This is a genomic window from Blastomonas sp. CCH9-A1 (genome assembly GCF_001557175.1).
In the GTDB taxonomy this organism is placed as follows: domain Bacteria; phylum Pseudomonadota; class Alphaproteobacteria; order Sphingomonadales; family Sphingomonadaceae; genus Blastomonas; species Blastomonas delafieldii_A.
In genome coordinates, this window is record NZ_LSHM01000074.1 from 1 (window position 1) to 25,726 (window position 25,726).

A 25,726-nucleotide genomic window follows, 5' to 3' on the forward strand; every position below is an offset into this window, starting at 1 on the left:
CACCAGCAGCACCTAAATCTCCACCGAAAATTACACCACGAGCGCGGACGCTAACGGCTTCAGGCACGGCGATTATCGGAATGTCACCTCCACCCAGTTCACGAACATATTCGGCTGATTCCGGTGTAAAGAGCTGGCTCAAGCCACCGTGCACGATGGCCTTCCGGCCCGGTGCCTGCACCAGGCGCTCGCCCATTGTGAGCCATTCGTCGGGCTTGTTGCTCCTCCGAAAGACCTCGGTCGTGAACTTCCAAGTCCACTCGTCTCCATCCTGCCGCAGGGAGTGATAGGCCATGTAGTCCAGCAGGAATGGCGCGCCGACCGGCTGGGGCGGGGAAAGGATGTACCGCTGGCGCGCCGCTTCATAGTTAGGATAGCGCTTGCTGGGCTTGTCCGGATCGCCAGAACCTGGGCTGGACCGGCTGAGGTTCCAGTACTCGTCCAGGAGAGCAGGCCGCATGATCATGAGATCGCAAACCACCACTCCGGCAAAGGTCCCGGGCGATTGGGTCACGGCTGTCAGGGCCGCTCCCGATCCGAAGCTGTGCGCGATAATCGTCGGCTTTTGGCCATCCGCAAACATATTCAGCGCCTCGGCAATCTCGCGAAACTCGCCCCCCCTTGCCAAGAGGTCGGCGCGCCCGCGCATCTCGCTGTCGCCCATGCCGGCCAGATCAAACGCTACCACATCATAGTCTTCGGCAAGAAACGGTGCAATGAAGGCGAAGCAGCGCGCATGGGCGAGAAAGCCATGCGTCATAAGCACCTTGGGCTTGCCCGGGTGACCCCAGCGAAAATAGTGCGCCTTGGCCCCATCGATTTCCACATAACCCTCTTCGCGCGGCACCTTGAGGGCCGACACGAACCATTCGGGCAGATGCGAACCGTCACCAGCCCAAATTGGGTCGATGTCGGTCGGAAAATCTTCGATTCTCACCATCTCATTCATCAGGTTACGCAGTCCTTGTTCGCTGGTGTGCTGGCGGTAAAGCCGCGGTAGGCATCGCGCGCCACTTGGTCGCAAATCGCGGCATAGGCCGACATGCTTGGGAAATTGATAAGCTGGCGCTTCTTGCCCGGGATGTTCGCGCCCATGTACCAGGAGTCCGCTTCGGGAAAGAGCGTCATCGCGCCAGCTTGGGCGACCATTTCGGTCCAGCCATCTTCGGCTTGCGGTTGAGCGTCGAAAAGGAAGAAACCGTTGCTTCGCAGCCAGACCATGAAGTCGCAGATCCAGTCGCCCTGCATTTCCGCGCTTGTCGGCCCATTGGAAAATCCCGAGGGGCTGAGGGGGCCGTAAGCGAACAACATATTGGGGAAACCCGATACCGCCATTCCCAGATAGGCGCGCAAGCCGTGTTGCCAGGCCTGCGAAAGTGATTGGCCGCCTCTGCCGGTGATGTTCATGTCGATCAACCCGCCCCGCCCGGCGTCGAAGCCGGTGGCAAAAACGATGAAATCGCATTCGACCTCGCCGTCTTCGGTCGTGATTGCGTGCGGCGCGACACGGGTGATCGGGTTTGCCTTCAGATCAACCAGCGCAACATTGTCCTGCGCGAAAATCTCGTAATATCCCTGTTCGAGCGAAGGCCGCTTCGTGCCGAACGGATGCGGCGGTTCGGATGGGGCGAGTTTCTCGGCCAGATCGGGATCGGCGATCCTCGCGCGAACCTTGTCGCGCCAGAAATCGTAGGCGTGGCGGTTGGCTTCGCGATTGGTAAGAATGTCAGCGAAATTGTGATACCAGAACCTCAATCCGCCCCGCTGCCACAGATCTTCGAAGTGCGCATTGCGCTCTTCTTCGCCAACTTCGAGCGCCGACACCTCAAGCAACTGGTATTCAAAGCCAGCGCTCGTATGCCGACGCTGTTCGAAATAGGCGGGATAGCCAGACTTTTCGTGCTCCTGATCTTCCCTCGTCAGCCGCTCCTGCCGCATCGGCAGGGCCAGGATCGGAGTTCTTTGAAATATTATCAGCGCCTCCGCACGTTTGGCCGCTTCCTGGGCGACCTGCACTCCGCTCGCTCCGGTTCCGATCAGGGCAACTTTGCGCCCATCCAGATCAATACCCTCCTGCGGCCAGCGCGCCGTATGGCACCATTCACCCTCGAAATCCTCAATGCCCGGAATGTCGGGGATATATGGCTTCGACGCGAAACCGAGGGCTGGGAGCAGGAAGCGCGCCTTTATGGTTTCATCGCCCTCAAGCTGTAGATTCCATAGTCCCGGCCCTGTTTCAAAATCGGCGCTTTCGACCCTCGAGCCCATCCGCATCAGCGGCCAAAGTTTCAGCGTATCGCAGACATGGCGGAAATAGGCCCTAAGTTCTGCCCAGCCGGGAAAGCGCTCACTCCAGGTCCATGGCCGCCACACTTCGGGGATCGAGAATTCATAGAGCGGAATCTGCGAATCCACGCGTGCGCCGGGATAGCAATTCCAGTGCCAGATGCCGCCCGCACTGGCCGCAGCATCGACCAGCAGCACGTTGAACCCGGCGTCCCGCAACTTGTGCAGCAGGTAGATCCCGCTGAAGCCGGCACCGACGATCACCGCGTCGTAATCGGGCGAAGTCTGGGTCGTCATGAAGCGGCAGTCAGGCTCTCGGCAATTGCCTTCGCCGTTGCATAGTCGGCCTTGCCGTTCGATGCGCGCAGGGGGGTATTCGTTGGATATATTGCCTTCGGCGTTTTGTAGCCTGCCAACTGCCCCCGCACATGGTCCTTGACGGCTTGCTCGTCGAACGGGGCGGAGCCGCTGAGGTGGACGACGGCGGTGACGGCTTGACCCCATTTTTCGTTTGGCACGCCCACGACCAGCGCGTCACCAATGGCGGGATGGGTCTTGAGAATCTCCTCGACTTCCTCAGGGTAAACTTTCTCGCCAGCAGTGTTGATGCACACGCTGCCACGGCCCAGCAAGGTCAGGCTGCCATCGGCCTCGACCGTGCACCAGTCGCCGGGAATCGAATAGCGAACCCCATCGATTGTACGGAACGTTTTGGCGGATTTCTCGGGATCCTTGTAATAGCCCGCCGGGATCGCCCCGGCGAGAGCGATAAATCCCGGTACGCCGCTTCCCGGCGTCACTTTCTGGTCGTTTTCGTCAAAGACATCGCAGCATTCGCCAATCGCAAATTTCGCGGTGTTGGTGCCCCCTTGCGCGGTTGTGATGGAGCGGCCGAAGCCGAGCCCTTCGGAAGCGCCGAAGCTGTCCATCAGCACCACCTGGGGGATATGCTTGCACAGCCCATCCTTGACTTCCTTGCTCCACATCACGCCGGATGAAACGATGGTAACTAGGCTGCTGGTATCCCAGCGGCCGGGATTCTCGTCCAGCGCATGCAGCATCGGCTTGGCAAATGCATCGCCCACAATTGCGATGCTTTGCACCTTGTGCTTATCGACTGTTTCCCACAATTCCGTCGCATCGAAGGACGGGTCTGCAAGTGTAACGATGGCGCCGCCCGACATAAGTGTGCCGATCGCGGTGATGAAGCCGGTCCCGTGCATCATCGGGCAGGAGGGCACAGTGCGGTTGCCGGGCCCTTGACTTGTGATCAACGCGACGTGCTCTTCGAGTGTCTGAGGAACGGGGGCGAGCAGCTTCTGGGCCTCGAGCTGTGCTTTGCGCATTTGGTCGTGATGCCACATCACGCCCTTGGGCATGCCGGTCGTACCACCGGTATAGATGAAGAGCTGATCTTCGGGTGAGCGCACGATTCCGAGCGCCGATCCGTCGCCTTCTTGCGCGAATGTCTCGTAAGGGATCGCAAAAGGCGCGATTTGCGACGCCTCGCCAATTTCCACAAAGGTGTGAACCTTCTCGAGCCGGTCCTTGAGCTCGACGATACAGTCGCGGAATTCCGAGCTGTAGACGATTACTTCGCTGTCGGAATCGTCGAAGATGTAAAAGACCTCCTCGGCGACATAGCGGTAGTTGATGTTCACATGGATCAAGCGCCCCTTAAAGCAGGCTGCCATCAACTCGCCATATTCTGGGCGGTTGCGCATATAAAAGGCGACCTTTGCGCCATCGCCAGCGCCGCGTTGACGCAGCGCGCGGGCAACATTGTTCGAACGCGCGGACATTTCGGGCCAGGTAATAATCCGGTCACCGTGGATCAGGGCCGGCGCATCCTTTGGCATGACAGGCTCGAAAGCGTCGAGAATGTCGCCGAGATTCCAGTCGGTCATATTAGTTCTCCTCTCCGAATGGTGCGGCGGCTTTAGCGCGCGTCTCCCGGTAGAAACATCACGCGGCTTTGGTCCAACCCTGAAGTGCCGCAGCCTCCGCCCGGACCACTTCTGGCCCACCAAGGACCTGCCGGTCGAATCCGATCCGTTTGAACCAGTAGTGCAGGCCAAGCACGTCGGTGAATCCCATTCCGCCGTGCACTTCGATGGAAGTGCGTGCGACAAATCGATGGACCTCCGCCGTGTGCGATTTCGCATAGCAGGCAACCAGCGATGCCTCATTCGGCACCGCGTCGAAGGCGTGGGCGGCGTACCAGACGAGCGAGCGGCACGGTTCATGCCGCGCGGCCATCTCGGCGCACATATGCTTTACGGCCTGGAAACTGCCGATCAGGCGGCCGAACTGTTCGCGCTGGCCAGCATAATCGACAGCCTTTTCGATCATGGCCTGACCTGCGCCAAGACTGTCGGCGGCGAGGATAACACGACCCGCAGCGCGCAACCGGGCTGTTGCAACTCCGCCATCGTCAGCCAATGGTTCCGCCGCGGTCCCATCAAAATGCAATTCCCCGACGCTGCGGGTGCGATCGATAGTCGTCAGCGCGATAGCTACCAACCCGGACGCTTTGGCACCGACAAGGTGCAGTCTGCCACCGGAATCGGCGACGATGTAGGCATCGGCTCCTTCGAAATCGAGCGCGAACAGGGCGGTGCCGTTGAGCTTCCCGCCGACAGAGGAAACCCCCGCGCCGTCGCGCACCTCAATCGTCTCAGAAATAGCGACACCGATACGCGCCTCGCCGCTCGCGATCTTTGGCAGCCAGTGGGCCTTTTGCTCCTCGCTGCCCGCATCGCGCAAGGCGATCGGTGCGAGAGCCTGACTGGCGAGAAACGGCACCGGGGCGACCGCATAGCCAAGCTGTTCCGCTACCACTGCCGCGTCGAGCAGGGTCATGCCGAGCCCGCCGTGCTCTTCGGGGACCAGCATTCCGGCAACGCCGAGGTCGTTGAGGGCCCGCAACACCTGGTCGCTCAGCGGATTGTCACGCTCCGCACATTCGCGGACATGACTGAGCGGGCTAGTATTGGCAAGACACCGCGAAACCGCGTCGCGCAACATCCGCTGGTCCTGCGAAAGTCCGAAATCCATCAGTTTGCTCCCTGCTTCTGACTCGCCATGTCTGAGGCTTTTGGCCCTACATTCGAGGTCTTTGCCGGGTTCGGTTCACGCGGCATTACAAGGCCGCGTTCGGCGATGATGTTCTTCTGGATCTGAGCGGTCCCGCCGCCGATTATGAGACCGAGCTGGAACATATAGTTCCATTGCCAAGCCCCGCCGTGCCGCTCGCGCGGGCTGTTGTGATAGAGAATGCCCAGTTCGCCCATAGCGTCGATCGCCAGCGCCGAAATCTGGTGAGCGAGTTCACAGCTTTGCAGCTTGACGATCAACTTCGCCATGCCGCCCGGCTCTCCCCTGAGGCTGTTCGAAAGTACGCGCATCCCGTTGTATTTCATCGCCGCCACTTCGGCCTGAAGTGCTACCAACCGGTCGCGCAGTACCGGATTGTCGATCGCTCGAGCCTGGCCCAAACGCTCTTCCTGCATCAGCCCGATTAGCGCCTGCAGCCGATTTTCTAGCGCGTCGGGATCGCCCAGCATGCCGCGCTCATGGCCCAGGGTCGCGTTCGCCACGAACCAGCCCTGTCCCCGCTGGCCGACGATCTGGTCCACCGGTACGCGCACATCGGTAAAGAAGGTCTCGTTGAACTCGGCGTGACCGGTCATCGTCTTCAAGGGGCGAACCTCGATGCCTGGGGTGTCCATCGAAAAGATCAGGTAGGAAATGCCGCCATGCTTGGGTGCGTCCGGTTCGGTCCTGACCAGACAAAAGATCATGTCGGCCTGCTTGGCGGTGCTGGTCCAGATCTTCTGGCCATTGATAACAAATTCGCCGTTCTCAATGTGCGCGCTGGTCTTGAGGTTGGCGAGGTCAGACCCGGCACCTGGTTCGGAATAGCCCTGGCACCAGACGACGTCGCCTTTTAGCGTGGGTTCGATCCAGCGCCGTTTCTGTTCCTCGGTGCCGAGTTCGAGCAGGGTCGGCACGAACATCGAGATTCCCTGATTGGAAAGCCCGCCCGGCACCCTGGCCCGCGCAAACTCCTCTGCAATGATGCGCGATTGGAGAATGTCCGGCTCCGCTCCATAGCCGCCATACTCCTGCGGGATCGTACGCGCGGTATACCCATGCTCAATCAACAGCTTCTGCCATTCGACCGCCTTGGACGAAGGTCGGGCCGCCCGGTCAGCAGAGGGCGGCGCGAGATGGCTGTGCGCTTCGATGAAAGCCCGCACTTGCTTGCGGAAGACATCGTATTCGGGCCCGTAATTAAGATCCATGACGCTTCTAACTTTCACGCAGGCGGAAAACAGGAAGACGGAAGTCCTCACCGATCAATTCGAATTCCACTTCCACCGGAAGGTCGAGCGCTAGGCGCTCGTGATCGCAACCAATCAGGCGCGTGGCCATGCGTACGCCCTCTTCCAATTCCACCAGCGCCGCCACGAAGGGAATTTCGGCGGCAAAAGCCGGGTGGAGGGCCTGGTGGGTAACGGTCCAGGAAAACAGCGTGCCCTTGCCACTGCTGCGTTCCCAGGAGAATTCCGGCGAGCCGCACTTTGCGCACATATAGCGCGGCAGGTGGCGGAAGCAGCCGCAGCCGCCGCAGCGCTGGAAATAGAGATTGCCGTCCTGGCACCGCTTCCAGAATTCCTGCTCAACCGGGTCTTGCGGGCGAGGTCGCGGTTTGGGCGGCGCAACCTGCGCGGAGGGCCGCATTTTGGGGGGCAGATCGCTCTCGCTGCTCATGTAAACCTCCTGAGAATGGCAATGCTTCCATCTCCAAGGTCACCCCAGCCGGTCACTAGGCCGGTCTGGGCTCCTAGCACCTGGCGCTCGCCGCAGTCGTGACGAAGCTGGCGCACTCCTTCGACCACGTGGTTGAGTCCCCAGACATGCGCCTCACTGAGCAAGCCGCCATGAGTGTTGATCGGATAGCGGCCGCCCAGCTCAATCTGGCCATTGGCGACGAATTCGGCCTGTCCGCCCGGTTCGCAATAGCCCATCGCTTCCAGTTGCAGCAAAACGACATAGGTAAAGCAGTCGTAAATCTGCAGGAAATCCATGTCCTCGCGCTTGACGCCCGCCATGTCGAAAGCGCGCGGGGCAGCATAGCTGAGGCCAATCTTGAAGGGATCGGGCCGCGAAGGGATGTCGTCGGCTGGATAGGGGTGGCCTTCAGCGGCACCGGCGATGCTGACGGGCACATGGGGCATATCCCTGGCCCGTTCCATTCGCGATATGACTACCGCGCAGGCGCCATCGGTTTCAAGGCAGCAATCGTAAAGGCGAAAGGGCTCGGATATCCAGCGCGCCGAATGGTAGGTTTCCGCGTCGAGTTCGCGCCCATAGGTAAAGGCGCGCGGATTCAACTGCGCGTGACGCCGGCAGGCTAGCGCTACCGCTGCCATCGCATCCGCGCCCACGCCGTAAAGCTTCGAGTGACGGGTCGCCAGCCAAGCATACATCTGCACCGGCAGGAACACACCATAGGGGATGTAATAGCCCTGGATGGTATTGGTCAGCGTGTTCATGTTCATCGCCCGAGTGGGCGGGGCACCCGGCTTGGGCCTGAGGGCGGTATAGCCGTTCCAACCGAGCGTCACCAGCACGTGATCGCAAAGCCCGCTGGCGATCGCCATTGCCGCGTTCTGCAGCGCCGTCGTCGGGCTGGCGCCGCCCATGTGAACGGTGGCCGCATAGCGCAGCACATCAATGCCGAGATTGGCGGCCATTTCCTCCGAGGTCGTATAAATCGGCGGCGGCACCATGCCGTCGATGTCGGAAGGTTTCAGCCCGGCATCCGCGATTGCGCGGCGCGAGGCTTCCAGCATCATGTCCACCGCGGTCCGCTCGGTGCCCTTGACGAATGCGGTTTCGCCCACACCGGTTATGGCGGCCTTGTCGGCAAAGAATAAGGTCTGCGAAGCGTTCATACCGCGTCCCCGTCTTACCGCAATTCAGGAATAGAATCTGGCATCGGCCAGCGCCCTTTCGGCCCCTTCGACAAGATCGCGCATGACCTCTGCCGCTGGACGGATCGAGTGGATCAGGCCAATTCCCTGCCCCGCGAAGCCAGGCATGATATCCTTGCGCTGAGCCTTGATGCCCGAAGCCATGACCGGCCCTGAAATCATCGACTGGTAAGGCATGGGAAGCGGCTCCTTGCCCGCCGCAACCCAGGCATCGGCCCATTTGTTGCGGATCATGCGCGCAGGCTTGCCGGTCAACGAGCGGCTAACGACGGTATCTGCATCGCCGCCGTCGGTTATTGCTTCCTTCTGGAACCGTTCAATCCCTGCCTCTTCGGTTGCCAGAAACGCCGTGCCGACCCACGCGCCCAGCGCGCCCAACATCATCGCTGCGGCGACTCCCCGGCCATCGGAAATTCCACCCGCTCCAATCACGGGAACCCGATCGCCCACCGCATCGACTACCTGCGGAATCAGCGAGAAGGTTCCGATCGGGGAGTTGTGCCCGCCGCCATCGTGGCCCTGCGCCACAAGCATGTCGATGCCGGAATCGACCACCTGCCGGGCGTGCTTGACCTTGCCGATCACCGCCATCACCTTGGTGCCATTGGAATGAAGGCGGTCCATCCACGGTCCGGGATTGCCGAGGCCGGCGGCATAGACTGGCACCTTTTCCTCGATTACCACTTCCATCTGCGCCTCGAAAAACTCCCGCGTGAACAGCTGCGGTCCGCCCTTGCCCATTTCCGGCGCGCCAGCCGCGAGCATGGCCATTGCGGCATCCACTTCGGGCAGATCCTCGCGTTCCATGAAATCGCGGGTGAACTGCTGATATTCGCCAAGCAGTGCCATCGGGTTTTCGGGCGAGCCGCCGCTCTGCGGTGCCGACCCGCGCCTGACGGAAGCAGGCAGAAGGGTGTCGACCCCAAATGGCTTGTCGGTCAGTTCGCGGGTCTGGCGGATCCAGCTGCGCAACTGGTCTGGCGAGCAGGCCGCGGCTCCAAGAACGCCAAGTCCCCCGGCATTCGATACGGCAGCCGCGAGCGCAGGGACACTTGCCCCACCCATTCCGGCCAGAAGAATCGGGTATTCGATCCCGAGAATTTCGCAAATGCGACTCTTCAGTGCCATCGTAATACTCTCTCCATTCTGCGCCACCAACCGGCGCCCGTTTTTTACGTCTGCCCCCACCTGACCTTCTGGGACACAAGCTCAGGGCTTCTTTCTGCGAGATAGGAGGCGGAGCCTGCCACGAGACGCGCCATCGCCTGCCGCGCTCCTTCGGCGTCGCCCTTGCGCACGGCTTCAAGGACGCGGCGCAAGAAACGCAACTGGACCGCACGCTCTTGCGCGGAATACCCGAGCGAGAGCGAAAATTCGCGGGTGAGCATGTGCAACGCAGAAGTCAGAAGGCCGAAAAGCGGATTGCCGCTGGCCCAGCCGAGCATATCGTGAAAACGGCGATTCAGTTCCTCGAACTGGCTGCTGGCTTCGTTTCGTTCCAGTTCTTTGAGGCAATCGGCAAGTGCGCTCAGGTCACCCGTGGTCGCGCGCTGGGCGGCATAGGCTGCAACATCCGCCGCAATCGTTTCGCGCAATTCGAGCAAGCCTCGCAAGTCCGCCTCCATGAAATGCAGGATCAGCGAGAGGCTATTAGCGAAATCGCCGGTCTGCGGGCGTGCGACCACCGGCCCGCCACCGCGACCAAGTTGAAGATGGATAACACCCTGCAGTTCAAGAAAGCGGAGAGCTTCGCGCAAAGTTGCTCTGGCGACATCGTATCGCGCAAGCATTTCGTCCTCGCGGGCCAACCTGTCGCCCGCAACATGCGCCCCGGCTTCGATATCGCGTACGATGTCCTGCGCAAGCGTGAGCGCACGCTTGGCTTTCCTGGAATCATCGATCTTCGGTTGCATCTCTGGGAATCGCTCCTTCGATAAAACCTTATAAGAGTTTATTGGATATCATGTCCAGCGTCTGTCTATGAAGGTTGACCTGCCCCCCGCTGGGTCCCTCGATTTGATGTAGAGTCTGCCCTGAGCGAAGGAGCAGATGAATGAGGAAGAGTCGTTTCACCGAGGAGCAGATTATCGGCATGATCAAGGAGCAGGAGGCTGGGCTGCCGACTGCCGAGGTTTGCCGCAAGCACGGGTTGAGCCCTGCGACGTTCTACAAGCTGAAGGCCAAGTATGGCGGCCTTGAGGTATCGGAGGCCCGGCGCCTGCGACTGCTCGAGGAGGAAAACAGCAAGCTCAAGCGGCTGCTGGCCGAGAGCGTGCTGGACAATGCGATCCTCAAGGATCTCCTGGGAAAAGTCTGACGACGCCAGGCCAGCGACGGGACGTGGCGCTCGGCGTGATGCGGGATTACCAGATCTCACAGCGCCGGGCCTGCGTGCTGGTTGGCGTCGACCCCAAGACGGTCCGGCGAGAACGTCCGCCAGACCATGCCGAGATCCGCGAGGAGATGCGCGAGATCGCCGCTCAGCGCCGCCGGTTCGGCTACCGGCGCGTGGGCGTCATGCTCGAACGCAAGGGGCACGTGATGAACCACAAGAAGCTCTACCGGTTGTATCGCGAAGAAGGCTTGTCGGTGCGGCGGCGGCGCGGTCGCAAGCGGGCACGCGGCAGCCGCACGCCGATGCCCGTGCCGCTGCGTCCGAACGATCGCTGGTCGATGGACTTCGTGGCCGACACCTTCGGCGCGTCGCGCAGGCTGCGTATCCTGGCGATCAACGATGACGCCTGCCGGGAGAACCTGTGCTTGCTGGGTGATACGAGCATCTCGGGTGCCCGGGTCGCACGTGAACTCGACACGCTGGTGCGGCTCTATGGCAAACCGGCCTGCATCGTCAGCGATAACGGGACGGAGTTTACGAGCCGGGCGATCCTGAAGTGGGCGAGCGAGAACCGGATCGAGTGGCACTACATCGATCCGGGCAAGCCGCAGCAGAACGCGTTCATTGAATCGTTCAACGGATCGCTGCGCGACGAGCTGCTCAATGAGGAGCTGTTCGACAGCCTCGCCGATGCCCGGCGCAAGCTGGCGGTCTGGCGCTACGACTACAACAACGTCAGACCGCACTCATCTCTGGGGAACCGAACGCCGGCACAAGCGCGCCGGGCGTTCCTGCAAGATGGAAGCGTCCCACCCGGCGCGCTTGTGCCGACGGGCGTGCACGAATATCAAACCGGCAGACTCTCGTTATGACCGCGGGATCAGCGGGGGGCAGGTCAAGGTTACAGTGCGACCAAATTTCGTAATAACCCTTATAAGCTTTATTGACCACGCCTTGAGAAACATTTACGTTTTTGAACGCGAGGCGAGTCTGCTCGCCTGAGATGGAGGATAAGACATGGGCATCGACACGATGGAGCTGGATACTGCCGGAAAAGTCGCAGCCATTCCGATCGACGAAATTGATGTCGCACGGCCGAGTCTTTTTCAGCAGGACACGATCGGCCTGTATTTCGAACGGCTGCGCAGAGAGGCGCCAGTCCATTACTGCCGTGAAAGCTATGTTGGGCCTTACTGGTCGATCACCAAGTTCGACGACATCATGGCTGTCGACACCAACCACAAAGTCTTTTCGTCGGAGGCAAAGCTCGGCGGTATCGCCATTCAGGACATGCATTCGGTGGAAGGTGCGCTCGAACTTGAAATGTTCATCGCTATGGATCCTCCAAAGCACGATCAGCAACGCAAGGCCGTCACCCCCGCTGTAGCGCCGTCCAACTTGCTGTTCCTCGAACCGACAATCCGCGAACGAGCATGTCAGATTCTCGATGATTTGCCGATAGGAGAGGAATTTGATTGGGTTGACAAGGTCTCGGTTGAATTGACCACGATGACCCTTGCCACCCTATTCGATTTTCCGTGGGAAGAACGCCGCAAGCTCACGCGCTGGTCTGACGTCACCACCGCCGCTCCTGAAACCGGCATCGTCGAATCGTACGACGCGAGGCGTGAAGAACTCATCGAGTGCGCGATGTATTTCAAAGGCCTGTGGGAGCAGCGCATCAACGAAGAACCGAAGAACGATCTGATTTCCATAATGGCGCATTCCCCGGCGACACGGGATATGCCCTTCCTTGAATTTTTGGGCAATCTCCTTCTGCTGATCGTGGGTGGCAACGACACCACGCGCAATTCGATAAGCGGAGGTGTGCTGGCGCTCAATCAGAACCCCGATGAATATCGCAAACTGAATGACGACCCTTCGTTGATCGCCAGCATGGTGCCGGAAATCATCCGGTGGCAGACGCCGCTGACTCACATGCGCCGCACCGCGCTTCAGGATTGGGAGATCGGCGGCAAGCAGATCAAGAAGGGCGACAAGGTCGTGATGTGGTACCTGTCGGGTAACCGCGACGACACGGTTATCGAACAGGCCGACCGCTTCATCATTGACCGCAAGAATCCCCGCCATCACCTGTCATTCGGTTATGGCATCCACCGCTGCATGGGCAACAGGCTGGCTGAACTGCAGTTGCGGATCATCTGGGAAGAGATTCACAAGCGGTTCGCTAAGGTCGAAGTGACCGGCGAGCCCGAGCGCCTTTTCTCAAACCTTGTGCGCGGGATCACGAAGCTGCCGGTGCGGCTGCACGCGCGCTGATTTGCTGAAGCAGAAATACGGAGTTTATGATGGTCAAAGTGACGTTCGTATCCAGCGATGGAACGCGGCGGGAAGTCGAAACTGCTGAGGGCGAAACCGCACGCGAGGCGGCGCTCTTCAATGATGTACCGGGCATCGATGGCGATTGCGGCGGTGTCTGTGCCTGTGCGACCTGCCATGTCCATGTCGATCCGGCCTGGATCGACAGGGTTGGTCGCCTAGTCGAAGGGGCAGCAGAGGCAGAGCTTCTGCAATTTGCAGAAGGTGCCAACGAATACAGTCGCCTCGCCTGCCAGATCCCAATGGTGGCTGCGATGGAAGGTTTAGTTTTGCACGTTCCTGCGCAGCAATACTAGGCCGCGTTGACAAAAGGGATTCCCAACTGCCTCGAGTTCTGATTCATATGTGGACGCCCCCTATGGCAAGGGCTTTTTGTCGGGACAGGTTTGATCGGTTGCTTTCATATGTCCGGCCTATTTATGCGGGCGTGATTTGACCGCTGGCCCTGATGGAAATCCGCCGGTGAAGTCCCTGATCAAGTTGGCGCGCTTTTGAGGCGCATTGAATCAGACGGGTTGGTTTCACCATTGGCTCGATCGTTACTCATCATCGACTGCCATTACCAATTCGGGTGACCTGATTGATCAGGCCAAATGCGCGTAGGGCTGATAGGCTTCCTTCCTTGTCAGCACGACCCAGGCGATCCGGGCCAGTTTGTTGGCAAGCGCGACGGACACCACCCTGAATGGCTTCTTCTCGCTCAGCTTCCTGATCCAGTTTGCCATGGGCGTGGGCTTGTCCTTGACGTGCCGCATCACGGCAGTGGCGCCTACAACGAGCAATCGACGCAAGTATCGATCGCCTTGCTTCGATATGCCGCCCAGCCGAGCCTTGCCGCCGGTCGAATGTTGCTGCGGGGTCAGCCCCAGCCACGCGGCGAACTGCCTGCCCGAGGTGAATTGATCGGGATCGGAGACGGTCGCGGCGATAGCGGTCGCCGTGATGATACCAAGGCCGGGGATGGCGGCGAGCCTGCGGCTGGCTTCGCTCTCGGCATGCCATTTGGCGATTTGCTGGTCGAGCAGCGCAATCTCACCCGTCAGCGCCGTGATCTGGCGGACCAGCGTTTCCAGCGCGGTGCGGGCATAGGGCGGTAATCCGTCACGATCGGACAGTGCCTGCTCGGCCAAGGTCGCAAGATGTGCAAGCCCGGGATTTGCGACAAGACCGAACTCTGCCAGATGCGCCCGCAGCGCGTTCGCTGCCATAGTACGTTGCCGCACCAGCAGCGACCGGGCGCGATGGGCCATCAATATCGCTTGCTGCTCGACCGTTTTTGTCGGCACGAACCGCATCGTCGGGCGCTGTACAGCTTCGCATATGGCCTCTGCATCCAGCGCATCGCTCTTGCCGCGCTTGACGTAGGCCTTCACGTACGAAGGCGGAATCAGGCGAACTTCGTGCCCCATGGCGGCGAGTGTTCGTGCCCAGTAATGCGCCGTTCCGCAGGCCTCCACGCCAATCAGGCATGGCGGCAACTTCGAGAAGAAAGGCAACATCTGCTTCCTGTGCAACTTCTTCACCAGCACCGCAGAGCCGGTCTCATCGATGCCATGTGCTTGAAAGATGCTCTTAGCCAGATCCAGCCCAACCGTTGTGATCGTCATCGTAAACGCTCCTGTTCCTGCTTCGGGTGACCGACCGACAGCATAGCGCCGGTCAGTGCGGGGGCGTCCACATCATCAAGACTGCTTTTTGAGGAGCAGTCATGGGTCGCGGGGATTTGTCGGACGCGGAGTGGGAACTGATCGGGCCACTGCTGCCACCTGAGCGTGGTCGCTGGGCACGGCCTGCGGGCGATAACCGTCGGTTTCTCAATGGTATGCTCCACGTGTTGCGGGTCGGCTGTCCCTGGCGTGACATGCATGAACGCTATGGTAAGTGGAACTCGGTCTACGTCCGGTTCCGACGCTGGGCCGAACAGGGTGTTTGGGATGCCCTGCTGCAGACGCTGGTTGATTTGGGTCTGACGGACGACTGGCAGCACATGATCGACAGCACCAGCGTTCGCGGCCACGTCTCGGCAGCGGGCGGAAAAGGGGGGCAGTTAAGAACGCTCTTGGTCGATCACGCGGCGGCTTTACGAGCAAAATCCACGCCCGGTGCGACAATCAAGGACTGCCTATCGGCTTCATCCTAACCGGTGGTGAGGCCTCCGATTACACCGCTGCCGAACCGCTGATGGCATTGCCATTGCCCAAGCCGAGGGCACTGCTGGCAGACAAAGGCTATGACGGCGATCGCTTCCGGGAGAGCCTGCTGATCCGAGGCATCCTGCCGATCATCCCGCCCCGCTCGAACCGCAAGGTGCCAGAGCATCCCGACTATCGGCGTTACAAGGATCGCAACCGCGTCGAGCGATTGTTCGCCAAGCTCAAGCAACAGCGACGCATTGCCACCCGCTACGACAAGACCGTCCTATCCTTCGAGAGCTTCCTCAACCTCGCCGCCGCACGCCTATGGCTGAAGTCTTTTGTCAACACGGCCTAACCAGCCAGAGCGCGGCCTTGTAGTCCGTCTGGGGAACCACGAATTCAGCTTTTTAACGGAGGTTTCCGTACCAACTCAGCTAGAACCAGATGCCCAGGCGAGCGAAAACGCATTTCGCACCGAAGTGCGCCAATTCCTCGCCGCCAATTTTCCTGACGAACTCAGGGGCACGGGCAATTTGCTAGCCGGGCTCGAGGGTCCGACCAACGAGACCCCTGTGCAGAAGAAATGGCTAGAAGCCGTGGCCGGGCGTGGTTGGGGTACACCGACCTGGCCCAAAGAATATGGCATCGGCGGACTGACCATAGGCCAGGCCAGGGTCATCGAGCACGAGTTCGCCAACGTCGGTGCCTACAATCCGATCGGCGGAATGGGTGTGATGATGTTCGGCCCGACCCTGCTCGAATACGGCGACGAAAAGCAGAAGCTGGAGCATATCCCGCCAATCTGCCGTGGCGAAATTCGCTGGTGTCAGGATTACTCGTAGCCAGTGCCGGATCAGACCTAGCATCGCCTCAGCAACCGGGTGGCTGTTCATCGCCTCGATCCTACTCCTCGTCAGCCGGAGCGCAAGATTATCAAATCACTCCGGTTAATTTTGAATCAGACTCTGAGGCAAGCTGGGGGTCGTCGAGCTACCTCAGGGACCGTTTTGCCCAGCTATCCGGCTACTAAGGTCAAAGGTTCCTCGCCGCTGGCAGCTTGCTCTCAGCCCATGATTTCGTGGGCTGGGCCGTATCCGGCATCAGCTGGGATCGTAAGGACGTTTTTGCCGTCTCGCTGAATGATTTCCGGCAGAACCGTTACGATATCGCGGGCTTCAGCCTGCGCTACGCAGTCTTCTGCGCTTGCGGCTTTGGCCAGCAATTGCAAGTTCAAGCGCGTAGGAAAGATAATGGTTCGCTCGCCAGTTGCTTCCATGTCTAACGCCTTGCGCGGCGAAAGCCATTCCGCATCGACGGTTTCGTATCCATCGCATGCGGCAATCTGGCGTTCGGGCGCGCGAACGACGAAGAAATGGGTGTCGAAGCGCTTGTGCATGAAGGTGGGCGTTATCCACCTTGCGAATATGCTGAGCTGATCGAGGCGCAAGTGCACACCGGCCTCGCGAACGACGTCAAGAAATTCGCGCTCGCCTCGCTCCACCGCTTTGCGGCTTTCAATATCACATGTATTCTCAAACGCGCCGCCGTCACGATGATCAGCCAGCAAAATCCCGGCTTCCTCGTACGCTTCGCGGATCGCGGCGATCCGCAAAGTGCGCTGCGTAGCGTCAAAAGTGCTCCAGCCCCTGCAATGATCGGCCCATTCAAGAATTTCATCTCCAACCGAAGGCTTCCCTCCGGGAAACACCAGCGCGCCGGAGGCGAAATCGATCTGGTGATGGCGTTTGACCATCAGGACCTGAAACTCCGGCACGTCGCGAAGTAAGAGCATGGTGGCCGCGGGGACCGGATCAACGGGCTTCGGCATGGTCATCAGGTTCTCCAGTAGTCTAGGCTCGGACCCGCACGAATTGTTCGATAGATATGCTATAATTTAACCCAAATGACCAACCCGGCAAGTGCCGACGCAAAACCGGACATCAACTAGGGTCAGGATCTGTAATTGCATTGCTAGGCGGTGCCGATCCCTTGAAGGTTTCATGGATCTGTCCGCACTGGCCGAGCCCGGTGCTGGTCGTGCTGTATCGGGTCTCACAGAGGCGAAAGTTGCATTGACTCGAAGCAGGTTTGGGAGCCCATCTGACCACCTTCGCAGATCGTTCGTCCCTGCGTTCCCTCTCGGGACACCGCCCTCGGATCAGCTTTGACGCCTCACCGCTGGCAAACAGGGTCTTCGTAGTCAAATGCCATGTCTTTTCTCCCTCCTGATGATGATGTAGACGGCCCCTTTCAGGGGCTTTGCCGGACCCCTGTGCAGCGGGACAAAGGCATCGGCGCACAGTTCACTGGGAGGAGCCACCCGCTTCGCTATCAGCCTCACAAAAGCGGCCGCGATCGTGCCCACCAGAACTGCGACAAGGATCATCAGACCTATCGCCACCAACTCGGCGGCCATTTTCTGGTTATCGAGGGCGGCTCGCAGATCAGCGCATCCCTGAACCCCGTGCATATTGAGGTCGCAGACCTCAAAGCTGTCCCCGCCAGCGGCACGCGCAATCTCCGAAAGTCCCGCCTCGTTCACCAGATTGGTCAGGGTCAGCTGCTTCGCGAAGTGAAGTTCGGAAGTGTCTGAAGGCGGCGTGCCCGCTTTGGCATGGCCCATCTGTGTCACGATCTTCCTCCTATCGGCTGCGTTCGATGTTGCGTTCGGGAACGTCGAGCTGGGGCGTTGCCCGAAGGCTCGCCGGATCGATCCGTGAGGCATTTGCTTGCCTGTCCTCGGGTGCCCTCAAATGATCGGGAATTGTGGGCCGAAACTCGCCAGCCTCGCGGCCGCTGCGTTTCGTCTCGACCTGCTTTTCGCCGAGGGTTTCGAGCGCGCTGGTCTTGTCGCCCGGGTTGCGGCCGATCTGCGCAAGGAGCCGATCGCGGTCGTTGGTGACGATTGTGATGTCGTCGCGCACCCGGGTCATCATGACGAGCGCCAGACGCTGGTTTGACAAGTGCCGGGCTGATGAGTGCATCTCACCGATCGCCATGTCGCGGGTGTCGCCCTGCGCCTGATGCATGTTGATCGCATAGGCCAGACCCATGCGTTCGAGCATTCGGTCATTCTGCTTGAGTTCTACGGTCTCGCCTGCCTTGTTCTCGAGCGTGACGATCCCATCCCTGATCCCGAGGATCCTCGCCTCCTCTGACTTCATCAGCCCCCTGGCATCATCCTTTTCGGTCCAGCGGATCTTGTCGCCTTCGTAGATTGTCTCCTTGTGCTTTTCGGAGAGCCTCAGGGCATCGCGCTTGTCCGAAGGATCGATCGCCGCCGGATCGAATTTGATCAGCTTGCCGCTTTCATCGCGCAGCATGACCCGGCCCTTCGCGTCGATGCCCTCGACATCATACCGGCCCCGAACAAGCCCTCCGGGGGCGTTCTGGCGCGTCACTTCGAGCAGTTGGCCCTTGCTGTAGGTCGAGGCGTAGCGCAGCTCCTCGCGCGTCGCGTGGGCAGGGAGGAGAGTGGTCAGCCTCAGCCCTTCCCTCTGGATCGCCCCTTCTGCCTTCAGGCCCTGCTGGACCATCCGGTTGAGTTCGCCGCGCGCCGCACGTCCTGATGAGTAAATCGCGGTTCGCTCGCGATCGTCCGGCGAAAGCTCGAGCCATTTTTGAGCGGTGACCTTGAGGTGGTCTGCGCCCGCTTCCACGACGCGCTCGCCAAGCGAGGCAAAGCTTTCCTTGAACATGCCGGCGCGCACCAGGCCCGCCGCTTCCTTCATGTGCTCGGTGCGCTGCCGCAGACTGGTGTCTATGCGAGCCATTGCGGGGTTATCGGACTGGATCAGCGAAAAGCTCTTACCCGCCTCGATCGGTTGCAACTGAGCGCGGTCTCCAATCATGACCAGCTTTTCAACACCAAGCCGGTTGGCGATCGTGAGCAGGTCATTCATCGGCTTGTTCGCAACCAGCGACGCCTCGTCCAAGACCAGCACTTTGCCGCGCAAGGCTTCGCGCGATGCCTCGAACTTCGGACCCGACCCCGCAAGCGCGGGCCGCAGATGCTCATTCACAAAGGATGAGACGGTTCTTGCTGCCATTTCCTGCCTGACGACCTCTCCGTCTGGCCCGCGGATCTTCGTCCCGGTCCGAAGATCGCTGACCATCTTGTTGGCAAAGGCAAGGCCGATCACCTCCCTTCCCTCCTGATGCGCCACGCTCGCAATTGCCGAGATGATCGTGGTCTTTCCGGCACCTGCGACACCCTGGATCACGACCGTGCGGTCCTTGCTGGCGAGCGCCAGTGTTCCGGCGGCAATCTGCTCGGCGCTGAGATCATGAGTGCCCGCGACTTGCCGCAAGCGCCCGGGTGCCTCAGCAGCTTCGATGATGGAGTGGCCTGCACCCTTTCCCGCAGCGACATTGGCCAGCGTTGCCCGCTCGATCTCGACATGTTCAGGTGTGGTGTATTTCTCGGGCCTGCCATCGAGCCTGTCGCTCTTGCCCTCCAGCACTCTCCCGTCGGCCACCAACACGCCGATCCGTGCTTCCACCCTGTCAGCGGTCACGCCCTTTACGCCGAGGTCGAGCGCGGTCTTGACCAGGTCGCCCCGGGTCCAGGAGGTTTCTCGTTCGCCGATGATCCTGATCGCAGAAGCGGTTGCCATCTCAGTGCGCAGCTGCGTGGGCGTCAGGGTGATCCGTTGCAGGCCATTGGTTGTCAGTGTGTCCGCTGGCCGGGTGTAGAGCTTCGCGCTGTCGCGGAGCGCGCTCAGCGTCTCCTGTACCCGCTGAGGCGATCCCAAAGGGCTTTCGCGCCCCTCGAAGCCGCGCTCCCGCGCCTGCTCGACGAGCGCCTTGGCATCGAACCCGAGCCCCGCAGCGCGCTTGGCCCATTCTTGCCGAAGCGCCTGCTTGTCATCCGGATTGAGCTTGGGATCGCGGGTGCGCTTGGTGATTTCACGCAAGGCTTCTGTGTCGTTTGCGCTCTTCCCAAGTTTCTCGGCCGTCGCCAGAATGGTCAGGCGACGCTGGCTGAAGGCTTCGATCACATCGCGCGCCACGCCTTTGATCTCGAATTGGCCGTGCTTGCCCGTGATCAGGGTTTCGTAGCCGAGCTTCTCGAGGTTCGTCCGCAGCGCGGCGTTGTAGATGGAGCCAAGGACTGTGTTGTTCTTCCAGATCTCTCCGTTCCACAGCGCCTTCCAGTTGCCATCCTTGTCTTGGGTCATCGCAGCAATGACAGCATGGGTATGGTTCTGCGGGTCCAGCGCCCGGCTCGTGTCGTGCTGGAACAGGGCGTAGAGGAGCTTGCCTGTGACCACGCCCTCTCCATTGGCATTGCGTGATCGATCGCGGGCCTGCGCATAGTGTTTCTCGAGATAGGCCATGGTCGCCTTGACGGCGGACAGCTGCGCATCGAGGATCCGCTTGTCGCCGCCCAACTGCGCCAGCAGGCTGGCCGATTTCGGCATGGAGAATGTGAGGTCTATCCCCGAGCGGCGGTTTGCGTTGCCATTTACGACCGTGTCATCGGGCAGTTTGCCATCGAGGACTTTTTCGAAGTCATCCTTGGCAACGGGACCGGCAAGACCGAGTGCTTCGGCGCCCTTCCCGCCCCATTCGCTGAGCTCCGCAGGGCCATCGCCGACATAGTAGTCGTCCTTGGCGAAATAGTTTGCGGCGCCGCCGGCTGACGCGACTGATGCGACCGACAGCATCTCAGGCTACCCTTGCCTGTTCGCGCCGGAGCATCGGCCCGGCACATTGCGCGCAAAATAGGGGGCACACATGGCAGGTCTGTCCTGCCGCGCTCATCGCCCAAGCTCCTGATCTTCGTCGATGGAAGGGTCCTGACGGCTCTGCCTTTCGTTGCCGATGCCGCGCATGTTTTCTTTGGAAAGCTCGCTCTCCTGCGCGTCTGCCCTGCTGTTCTGCGCTCGCCCCTTTAGCCCTTCGATCTTCGCCTGCGCGCCGCGCTCTTCGCTGTCGCGCATGGCAAGGTTCTGCCGCTCGCGCTGGTCCTTCTTGCCAGGGCGGTTATAGCCATAGAGCTCCCCTTGCGCTGGCTTTCGCTCGAAGTCTGCTCGTTAACTGCTGTCCGGATAGTCATGAGGTCCATTCGAGCAGCGGATGTTGCTCTCCACAATCGGTGGCGGCGATGAACGCGAGGCTTTCGAAGAGCGGAGTGATTCCTGCCTTGGCGAAAGCCGCATATGTCCGGTGATCTTCTAGCGCTGTCCCAAGCTTTTGCAGGGACAGTTGGCCAGATTCTTGCTGATGGTAGCCAAGCGAGGTGAGCACCTTTGCAGCAAGTTCGCTGCTCATTGTGATGTCGCCTACCAGAGCGATATGTTCACTCACCCGCATCGTGCTCGGTGCGTCGCATTGCTGGTGCTCGATCCGCAGCATTCGTCCGAGAAACTGCGCTTCCTCGACGATCGCGATCATATCCGGGCGATGGTCGAAACAGGATGCGAACTCGGCGATCGCAAGCGCGTTGGCATTGATCTCGAAGTTCAGGGGCGCGGCCAGGAATTCGCCTGGGTCTGCATCGATCGTGCTGTTGCTGGTGTGCAGTCTGCGCATCAGCGCTGCGAGCTCTGGCGGGCGTATCTGAGCCGGTTTCGAATTGAGCCTTGTCTCGATATCCTTGACGCGGAATGTGACGAGCATCTTTGCCTCCTGTCTCTGCTCGCCTCCTCCATCCCCCTCTCCTTTCTCATTCCCTGAGCTCGTGGCTGAATGCCGGCTAATGGTTCTTGTTCACTTCAAGCATGGCCTGTCGGACCATTGTCCGGGTGAAGCAGTTGGCGCGGCAGCGATGCCCGCAAGATGCAAAGCATCGAGCATGGGCAAGGCGCGCCGAGCCAAGGTATAAGCGCGGCTGATAAACTCAGGGATCGCGATGCTCGCGTCAGCGGGCGAAGGGGGTTCGATGCCCCCAGAGCCCGCCCTTTACGCAAAAGAAGAGCGGAAGGCCCCGGCATAAGCCGGAGCCTTCCGAAAAGCGCTCACCCAAGGTTGCGCGACCGTACCTGTGCCTGATCACTGATGCGGCGGATGTGCAGCGGCACGCCTGCCTGACGGAGGCGCTGTGCAAGGTTCGACTGGATGCCCGATCCTTCCCCGATAATCGCTTCGACCGGGTTCAGTTTGACGATGCTCTCGTTCCGCAGGAACGGAGCGCGGTTGCCGTGGCGCTGGTCGGGAACGAACAGGATTGTGTTGACCCCGTTCTGCTGCGCCCATGCACCCGCCATGGCGTCGACGCCCTTGCGCATGCCGGTCGTGCCCAGGACCATGTTCGGGATCCGGGACTTGATGTCGTCGAGGATAGCCCAGATCATCGCGAAATCGTGCCAATCCTTCTGGCCACCTGACACGATCACCAGCGGGCCATCGGGCTGAAATTGCGCTCTGCGATCCTTGGCGCGTGCGGCGAGGAAATCGCGTGCCTGCACCTGGCTTGCGGTCACCCCGTTCTTGCTGACTTGCGATCCCCGTGCGGCCGTGAAGGGGCGACCGGTTTCGACGCGGTAGACGTCCGCTGCATGATCGCGCATCGCCTCGAGCGCTTCGCGGCACCCTTGCAGTGTCTGGCAGAGCTGTTGTGTTTCCTCGAGCTCGACAGCGTAGATTTCCGAAGGGTCGAAGTGGCGTGCCATTTCGCCGAGCTTCTTTGCGGCATCGTCTTCGCGACCTTCAGCCAAGCGTGCGGTCATGTGGAAGGAGTTGACCATGCCCCAGGCGAGCTGCTGCGCGAATTCTTCCATGCGCGTATCCTTAAGGACATCGAAGATCGTTCCGATTGCCATCTCCACGGCGCGGCGCGCCATGTCGGGGTCCGGCATCTCTGCAGCGATTGGAGCCTCAATGATGTTGAGCTTGGCGAGATCGCTGTGTTCAAGAAACGCCCCGTCGTAGGATTCCGTGATCCCTTCACGTGCATCGGCGAGATTGATCCGTGCCTGAGCCAGATCTGCGAACGAGTTGAAAACAGTCATAAAAGCCTCCGATTTTTGAAATCGTCCCCACATTGGGAACAGCCAAAAACCCATCGGGCCGGACGAACCGTGTCAGGGACGGCGAGCTCGTCTCGCCGCCGCCATGGCGGGCGTGGGGGAACCGATTTTCTGCGTGTTGGCTGGCGCGCAGCGACACAGCCTCCCCGCTGAAAATTGGGGGGACCGCGATCCTTGACTAAGGGGCGACCGCCGATAGGTTTCGGCAGGTGTTCCTGTGTGTGTGGAAGAGACGTTCCCGCCCTCGAGCAGGTGAGACGAAGGCAGGTCCGGTCAAGCGCTTCAGCGCCACACCGGACCGCCCCTTCGGCCCTGCGAAGGGGTTACAGCGGGAACACTCCCAATCTTTTAAGTCGGTTCCGCGCGGCTCGTCGGGGGGCGATGAACCGCGAGGGACGACGCGGCAATTCAACCTGTTGCTGTGGCCCAGCTAAGCGCTATGTTTTGACGATGGCAGTTTGGCAATTCGTCATCGATCTCATTCCTGCATCTGCGGCGCGCGTTGCAGGGGTCGCCGCAGCGCGGATGAGCCGCGCGCAACTCGATGAGACCGTTCTCGGTTTCTCGGCGGCTGATGCGGAGGTGCTGTTCTCGAAACTCGGCAGGCTCCTCCCAGAGAAGCCGTCTTGGTCTGACGGCCTGCGAATTTGGGGCGACGAGAAAGCGGACGACATTCAGGTCAGCATCGACGGGCAGGGCATTGAGGAGATCCAGTTCCGGGTTAATGTGGCGGACCTGTCTTTGCCATTGGTCGGCGGGATCTGCGACTTCGCGCGCCATTTCGATAGCGTCCTTGCGACGCCGGATGGGGCGATCATTCAACCGAGCCGAGAGGCTGTCATGCGGACAATCATGCAATCGCAGGCAGCGCAGTATGTTCGAGACCCCCAGCGCTTTCTCGAGGAAGCGATCCGTCTGGATCGGGATGGCCGATAAGGGCATCTGGCATCCTCGGCCCTGCGTTCGCCGCAGATGATACCAGCGCCTGAACGGGGTTAGCAGCTTCGATCATTTTTGGAAGAGACTGGAAATTCGCAAACCGACCCCGAAGCGGTCATTGCGGTGTTCGGTCGTTTCGTGGTTTTCAGAGCCTAAGGAGTTCTGATAGCGTGCAAATCCCATAGGTTGGGAGACTTGTAATGCGTATTGCGGCACTTTCGCTGCTGGCGGTGGCAAGCCAAGCTTGTGCACCTTTGGAAGGGCCTCGGGCCGCACCGGTTTCACAAACCACCGTTACGGTCGATCAACGGATCGAGCTTATGGGTGTCATACAGCTTCTGTCCGGCTATTTCCTCGTCTCCTATCTCGATTCCGGATACAAGCGCGACGCAGCGAGCTTCTTTGCAGCCTGCTCCGACCATGCTGCGGTGACGAAATTTTCAAAGCTTTCCGCAGGCGGGTTCGACTTCAACAATGTCCCTGAAGCCTTCATTTCGCTTTCGGAGCCCCCGGAGCTGCAGCCTCGGTTCCCGTTGGGCGACAGCGTGATCGCCAGCGCTGGCGGTGCGGAGAGCCTTGCCGATTTCTGGGCTTCGGCGCGTGATTTTGCGCAGGACTGTCGGTTCGACGAATTCTATGCCTCCCATCAGCCGGAATACGAGCGGATGGTCGCACAGTCTCGGCCGACGGTGGTGGCTTCAACGAGTTCCTTGGTCGCCTACCTGGGGACACCGCTCGGCTCGACACAAGTTATTCTGGGACCGCTTCTGCACGACGGCGGCTTTGCCTCTCGCATCGACGACGAGCGAGGACAGACGGCTGCATTTGCATTTATCGGGCCGAACGCAATCACGGCAGGATCCGTCAATTTCGGGGATGCCGCAAGGCTTGAGCCCCTAGTGGCTCACGAGTTTGCCCACACTGTGATCAACCCGCTGACGGCAAGCCATACCTCACAAGTCGCTGCAACGGCCGAGAACTTCGGGCCGCTTCGTGATGCAATGCGCCGTGAAGGCTATTCCACTTGGGATCAGGTTATCAATGAGAGCATAATCAGGGCGATCACTTCTCGGCTCACGGCTGCCGACCGGGGAGAAGAAGCGGCAAATGCGGAGGTCGCCGAGGAGGTGAGGCGCGGCTTTGTCTATGTTCCTGCGCTCGTGGACGAGCTCCGGCGCTACGAGAAGAGCCGCGATGCCAACGCGAACATCAAAGATTTCTATCCCCGCCTGTTGGATGTTTTCAGGCAATCATCGGCAGGCCTTTTGGCCTCGGTTGTGACGAGCGGCAGATAATGGGCTGAAGAGCCGCCATTCCAAAAACCACCCAATCCCGGTCATCCGGCGCGATCGAATTGTTTCGCCAAAACCGGACATAAGAGGAGACCCTGCGGGACCGAGAGCAATGCAAGGCCTGGGCAAAGCCCACCGCACCGCGCCAGCGATCGTCACCCGGATGGGCCGAGACCCGGCAGGGACTCGGTGACGCCGGTCGCAGACGCAGCACACGGGCAAGGCTTGTGTGCTGCCGGCAGTCCGGCGGAATAGAGCGCGATGCCGGCCAAAGGCCAGCAGGCGCCCATCCTTACCTCTGCATCCCTTGACGCGAATGTTCTTTCTATGTTCTCGACGAAGTATGGGAACCAAACGCCTCGATTCTGTTGTGGACCGGCGTGCAAAAGGGACCCCGTTAGCGGGGTGATCGGCGTCTAAAAGG

22 protein-coding genes and 2 pseudogenes are annotated in these 25,726 nt (G+C 60.4%); 8 read left to right on the forward strand and 16 right to left on the reverse strand.

Annotated features, from left to right (window positions below; genetic code table 11):
* The 9 genes from AX725_RS19665 to AX725_RS19705 all read right to left on the reverse strand — a co-directional run.
* A partial coding sequence (locus AX725_RS19665; RefSeq protein WP_066119418.1) for an alpha/beta hydrolase occupies nt 1–949 on the reverse strand: 949 nt, incomplete at its 3' end.
* Nucleotides 949–2,583 (reverse strand): flavin-containing monooxygenase, encoded by a 1,635-nt coding sequence (locus tag AX725_RS19670; RefSeq protein WP_066115200.1) that lies wholly within the window; start codon nt 2,581–2,583, stop codon nt 949–951. The genes AX725_RS19670 and AX725_RS19665, both read right to left, overlap by 1 nt.
* Nucleotides 2,580–4,193 (reverse strand): acyl-CoA synthetase, encoded by a 1,614-nt coding sequence (locus AX725_RS19675; RefSeq protein WP_066115198.1) that lies wholly within the window; start codon nt 4,191–4,193, stop codon nt 2,580–2,582. Before AX725_RS19675 ends, AX725_RS19670 begins: the two co-directional genes overlap by 4 nt.
* A gap of 58 nt (nt 4,194–4,251) precedes the next feature.
* A complete protein-coding gene (locus AX725_RS19680; RefSeq protein ID WP_066115196.1) occupies nt 4,252–5,343 on the reverse strand; it encodes an acyl-CoA dehydrogenase family protein in 1,092 nt (363 codons plus the stop codon).
* Complete coding sequence (locus AX725_RS19685; protein ID WP_066115194.1) at nt 5,343–6,593, reverse strand: acyl-CoA dehydrogenase family protein; 1,251 nt, start codon at nt 6,591–6,593, stop codon at nt 5,343–5,345. Before AX725_RS19685 ends, AX725_RS19680 begins: the two co-directional genes overlap by 1 nt.
* Before the next feature lie 7 nt (nt 6,594–6,600).
* On the reverse strand, nt 6,601–7,062 hold the full coding sequence (locus AX725_RS19690; RefSeq protein ID WP_066115191.1) for a Zn-ribbon domain-containing OB-fold protein: 462 nt from the start codon (nt 7,060–7,062) through the stop codon (nt 6,601–6,603).
* Nucleotides 7,059–8,249, reverse strand: coding sequence for a thiolase C-terminal domain-containing protein (locus tag AX725_RS19695; protein ID WP_066115188.1), 1,191 nt, complete (start codon nt 8,247–8,249; stop codon nt 7,059–7,061). Before AX725_RS19695 ends, AX725_RS19690 begins: the two co-directional genes overlap by 4 nt.
* Nucleotides 8,250–8,273: 24 nt before the next feature.
* Nucleotides 8,274–9,416 carry an NAD(P)H-dependent flavin oxidoreductase gene (locus AX725_RS19700; RefSeq protein WP_066115186.1) on the reverse strand — a complete coding sequence of 381 codons (1,143 nt, stop codon included), beginning with the start codon at nt 9,414–9,416 and terminating at the stop codon, nt 8,274–8,276.
* Nucleotides 9,417–9,460: 44 nt separating this feature from the next.
* Nucleotides 9,461–10,201 (reverse strand): FadR/GntR family transcriptional regulator, encoded by a 741-nt coding sequence (locus tag AX725_RS19705; protein ID WP_066115184.1) that lies wholly within the window; start codon nt 10,199–10,201, stop codon nt 9,461–9,463.
* A gap of 140 nt (nt 10,202–10,341) precedes the next feature.
* Here AX725_RS19705 and AX725_RS19715 point away from each other — a divergent pair.
* The 3 genes from AX725_RS19715 to AX725_RS19725 all read left to right on the forward strand — a co-directional run bounded on the left by AX725_RS19715 (nt 10,342) and on the right by AX725_RS19725 (nt 13,259).
* Nucleotides 10,342–11,495 (forward strand): IS3 family transposase gene (locus AX725_RS19715; RefSeq protein ID WP_115288592.1). Its coding sequence is split into 2 segments (ribosomal slippage): nt 10,342–10,600 and nt 10,600–11,495, totalling 1,155 coding nucleotides; the frame shifts between segments, so codons are not numbered across the junction.
* Nucleotides 11,496–11,640: 145 nt separating this feature from the next.
* Nucleotides 11,641–12,903, forward strand: a complete 1,263-nt coding sequence (locus AX725_RS19720) for a cytochrome P450 (RefSeq protein ID WP_066115181.1) — start codon at nt 11,641–11,643, stop codon at nt 12,901–12,903.
* Nucleotides 12,904–12,932: 29 nt separating this feature from the next.
* Nucleotides 12,933–13,259, forward strand: coding sequence for a 2Fe-2S iron-sulfur cluster-binding protein (locus tag AX725_RS19725; protein WP_066115264.1), 327 nt, complete (start codon nt 12,933–12,935; stop codon nt 13,257–13,259).
* 288 nt (nt 13,260–13,547) lie between these two features.
* Here AX725_RS19725 and AX725_RS19730 read toward each other — a convergent pair whose 3' ends face one another.
* Nucleotides 13,548–14,570: an IS110 family RNA-guided transposase gene (locus tag AX725_RS19730; RefSeq protein WP_066115176.1), complete on the reverse strand. Its 1,023-nt coding sequence runs from the start codon at nt 14,568–14,570 to the stop codon at nt 13,548–13,550.
* 101 nt (nt 14,571–14,671) lie between these two features.
* On the opposite strand from AX725_RS19730, the pseudogene AX725_RS20730 reads away from it, so the two are divergent.
* The 3 genes and pseudogenes from AX725_RS20730 to AX725_RS21805 all read left to right on the forward strand — a co-directional run.
* Nucleotides 14,672–15,453: pseudogene (locus AX725_RS20730) on the forward strand (IS5 family transposase).
* A gap of 124 nt (nt 15,454–15,577) precedes the next feature.
* The gene (locus AX725_RS19745; RefSeq protein ID WP_066115164.1) at nt 15,578–15,940 is read left to right on the forward strand and encodes an acyl-CoA dehydrogenase family protein; all 363 of its coding nucleotides are present in this window, start codon (nt 15,578–15,580) and stop codon (nt 15,938–15,940) included.
* 19 nt (nt 15,941–15,959) lie between these two features.
* Nucleotides 15,960–16,049, forward strand: a pseudogene (locus AX725_RS21805) (IS5/IS1182 family transposase); the annotation flags it as partial.
* Between the two features lie 112 nt (nt 16,050–16,161).
* Here the strand turns inward: AX725_RS21805 and AX725_RS19750 are convergent.
* The 6 genes from AX725_RS19750 to AX725_RS19775 form a co-directional block, all read right to left on the reverse strand.
* A complete protein-coding gene (locus tag AX725_RS19750) occupies nt 16,162–16,932 on the reverse strand; it encodes an NUDIX hydrolase (protein WP_066046136.1) in 771 nt (256 codons plus the stop codon).
* A 366-nt stretch (nt 16,933–17,298) separates the two neighbouring features.
* Nucleotides 17,299–17,730, reverse strand: a complete 432-nt coding sequence (locus AX725_RS19755) for a hypothetical protein (RefSeq protein ID WP_156442103.1) — start codon at nt 17,728–17,730, stop codon at nt 17,299–17,301.
* A 10-nt stretch (nt 17,731–17,740) separates the two neighbouring features.
* Complete coding sequence (gene mobF / locus AX725_RS19760; protein WP_066115158.1) at nt 17,741–20,767, reverse strand: MobF family relaxase; 3,027 nt, start codon at nt 20,765–20,767, stop codon at nt 17,741–17,743.
* Nucleotides 20,768–20,860: 93 nt separating this feature from the next.
* A complete protein-coding gene (locus AX725_RS19765; RefSeq protein WP_066115155.1) occupies nt 20,861–21,043 on the reverse strand; it encodes a hypothetical protein in 183 nt (60 codons plus the stop codon).
* A gap of 112 nt (nt 21,044–21,155) precedes the next feature.
* Nucleotides 21,156–21,722 carry a hypothetical protein gene (locus AX725_RS19770; RefSeq protein ID WP_066115152.1) on the reverse strand — a complete coding sequence of 189 codons (567 nt, stop codon included), beginning with the start codon at nt 21,720–21,722 and terminating at the stop codon, nt 21,156–21,158.
* Nucleotides 21,723–22,060: 338 nt separating this feature from the next.
* Nucleotides 22,061–23,053 (reverse strand): DUF2493 domain-containing protein, encoded by a 993-nt coding sequence (locus AX725_RS19775; protein ID WP_066046161.1) that lies wholly within the window; start codon nt 23,051–23,053, stop codon nt 22,061–22,063.
* 462 nt (nt 23,054–23,515) lie between these two features.
* Between AX725_RS19775 and AX725_RS19780 the strand changes: the two genes are divergently transcribed.
* Nucleotides 23,516–24,007 carry a hypothetical protein gene (locus tag AX725_RS19780; protein ID WP_156442101.1) on the forward strand — a complete coding sequence of 164 codons (492 nt, stop codon included), beginning with the start codon at nt 23,516–23,518 and terminating at the stop codon, nt 24,005–24,007.
* A 203-nt stretch (nt 24,008–24,210) separates the two neighbouring features.
* Nucleotides 24,211–25,305, forward strand: coding sequence for a DUF4932 domain-containing protein (locus AX725_RS19785; RefSeq protein ID WP_082737533.1), 1,095 nt, complete (start codon nt 24,211–24,213; stop codon nt 25,303–25,305).
* Nucleotides 25,306–25,726: the final 421 nt, after the last annotated feature.

What these genes read in the sequence shown, in the direction of transcription:
- AX725_RS19685 (WP_066115194.1), bottom strand. Translation starts at nt 6,593, where the DNA reads ATGGATCTTAATTACGGGCCCGAATACGATGTCTTCCGCAAGCAAGTG.
- AX725_RS19670 (WP_066115200.1), bottom strand. Translation starts at nt 2,583, where the DNA reads ATGACGACCCAGACTTCGCCCGATTACGACGCGGTGATCGTCGGTGCC.
- AX725_RS19765 (WP_066115155.1), bottom strand. Translation starts at nt 21,043, where the DNA reads ATGCGCGACAGCGAAGAGCGCGGCGCGCAGGCGAAGATCGAAGGGCTA.
- AX725_RS19775 (WP_066046161.1), bottom strand. Translation starts at nt 23,053, where the DNA reads ATGACTGTTTTCAACTCGTTCGCAGATCTGGCTCAGGCACGGATCAAT.
- AX725_RS19725 (WP_066115264.1), top strand. Translation starts at nt 12,933, where the DNA reads ATGGTCAAAGTGACGTTCGTATCCAGCGATGGAACGCGGCGGGAAGTC.
- AX725_RS19730 (WP_066115176.1), bottom strand. Translation starts at nt 14,570, where the DNA reads ATGACGATCACAACGGTTGGGCTGGATCTGGCTAAGAGCATCTTTCAA.
- AX725_RS19705 (WP_066115184.1), bottom strand. Translation starts at nt 10,201, where the DNA reads ATGCAACCGAAGATCGATGATTCCAGGAAAGCCAAGCGTGCGCTCACG.
- AX725_RS19720 (WP_066115181.1), top strand. Translation starts at nt 11,641, where the DNA reads ATGGGCATCGACACGATGGAGCTGGATACTGCCGGAAAAGTCGCAGCC.
- AX725_RS19750 (WP_066046136.1), bottom strand. Translation starts at nt 16,932, where the DNA reads ATGACCATGCCGAAGCCCGTTGATCCGGTCCCCGCGGCCACCATGCTC.
- AX725_RS19785 (WP_082737533.1), top strand. Translation starts at nt 24,211, where the DNA reads ATGCGTATTGCGGCACTTTCGCTGCTGGCGGTGGCAAGCCAAGCTTGT.
- AX725_RS19695 (WP_066115188.1), bottom strand. Translation starts at nt 8,249, where the DNA reads ATGAACGCTTCGCAGACCTTATTCTTTGCCGACAAGGCCGCCATAACC.
- AX725_RS19700 (WP_066115186.1), bottom strand. Translation starts at nt 9,416, where the DNA reads ATGGCACTGAAGAGTCGCATTTGCGAAATTCTCGGGATCGAATACCCG.
- mobF (WP_066115158.1), bottom strand. Translation starts at nt 20,767, where the DNA reads ATGCTGTCGGTCGCATCAGTCGCGTCAGCCGGCGGCGCCGCAAACTAT.
- AX725_RS19680 (WP_066115196.1), bottom strand. Translation starts at nt 5,343, where the DNA reads ATGGATTTCGGACTTTCGCAGGACCAGCGGATGTTGCGCGACGCGGTT.
- AX725_RS19675 (WP_066115198.1), bottom strand. Translation starts at nt 4,193, where the DNA reads ATGACCGACTGGAATCTCGGCGACATTCTCGACGCTTTCGAGCCTGTC.
- AX725_RS19690 (WP_066115191.1), bottom strand. Translation starts at nt 7,062, where the DNA reads ATGAGCAGCGAGAGCGATCTGCCCCCCAAAATGCGGCCCTCCGCGCAG.
- AX725_RS19770 (WP_066115152.1), bottom strand. Translation starts at nt 21,722, where the DNA reads ATGCTCGTCACATTCCGCGTCAAGGATATCGAGACAAGGCTCAATTCG.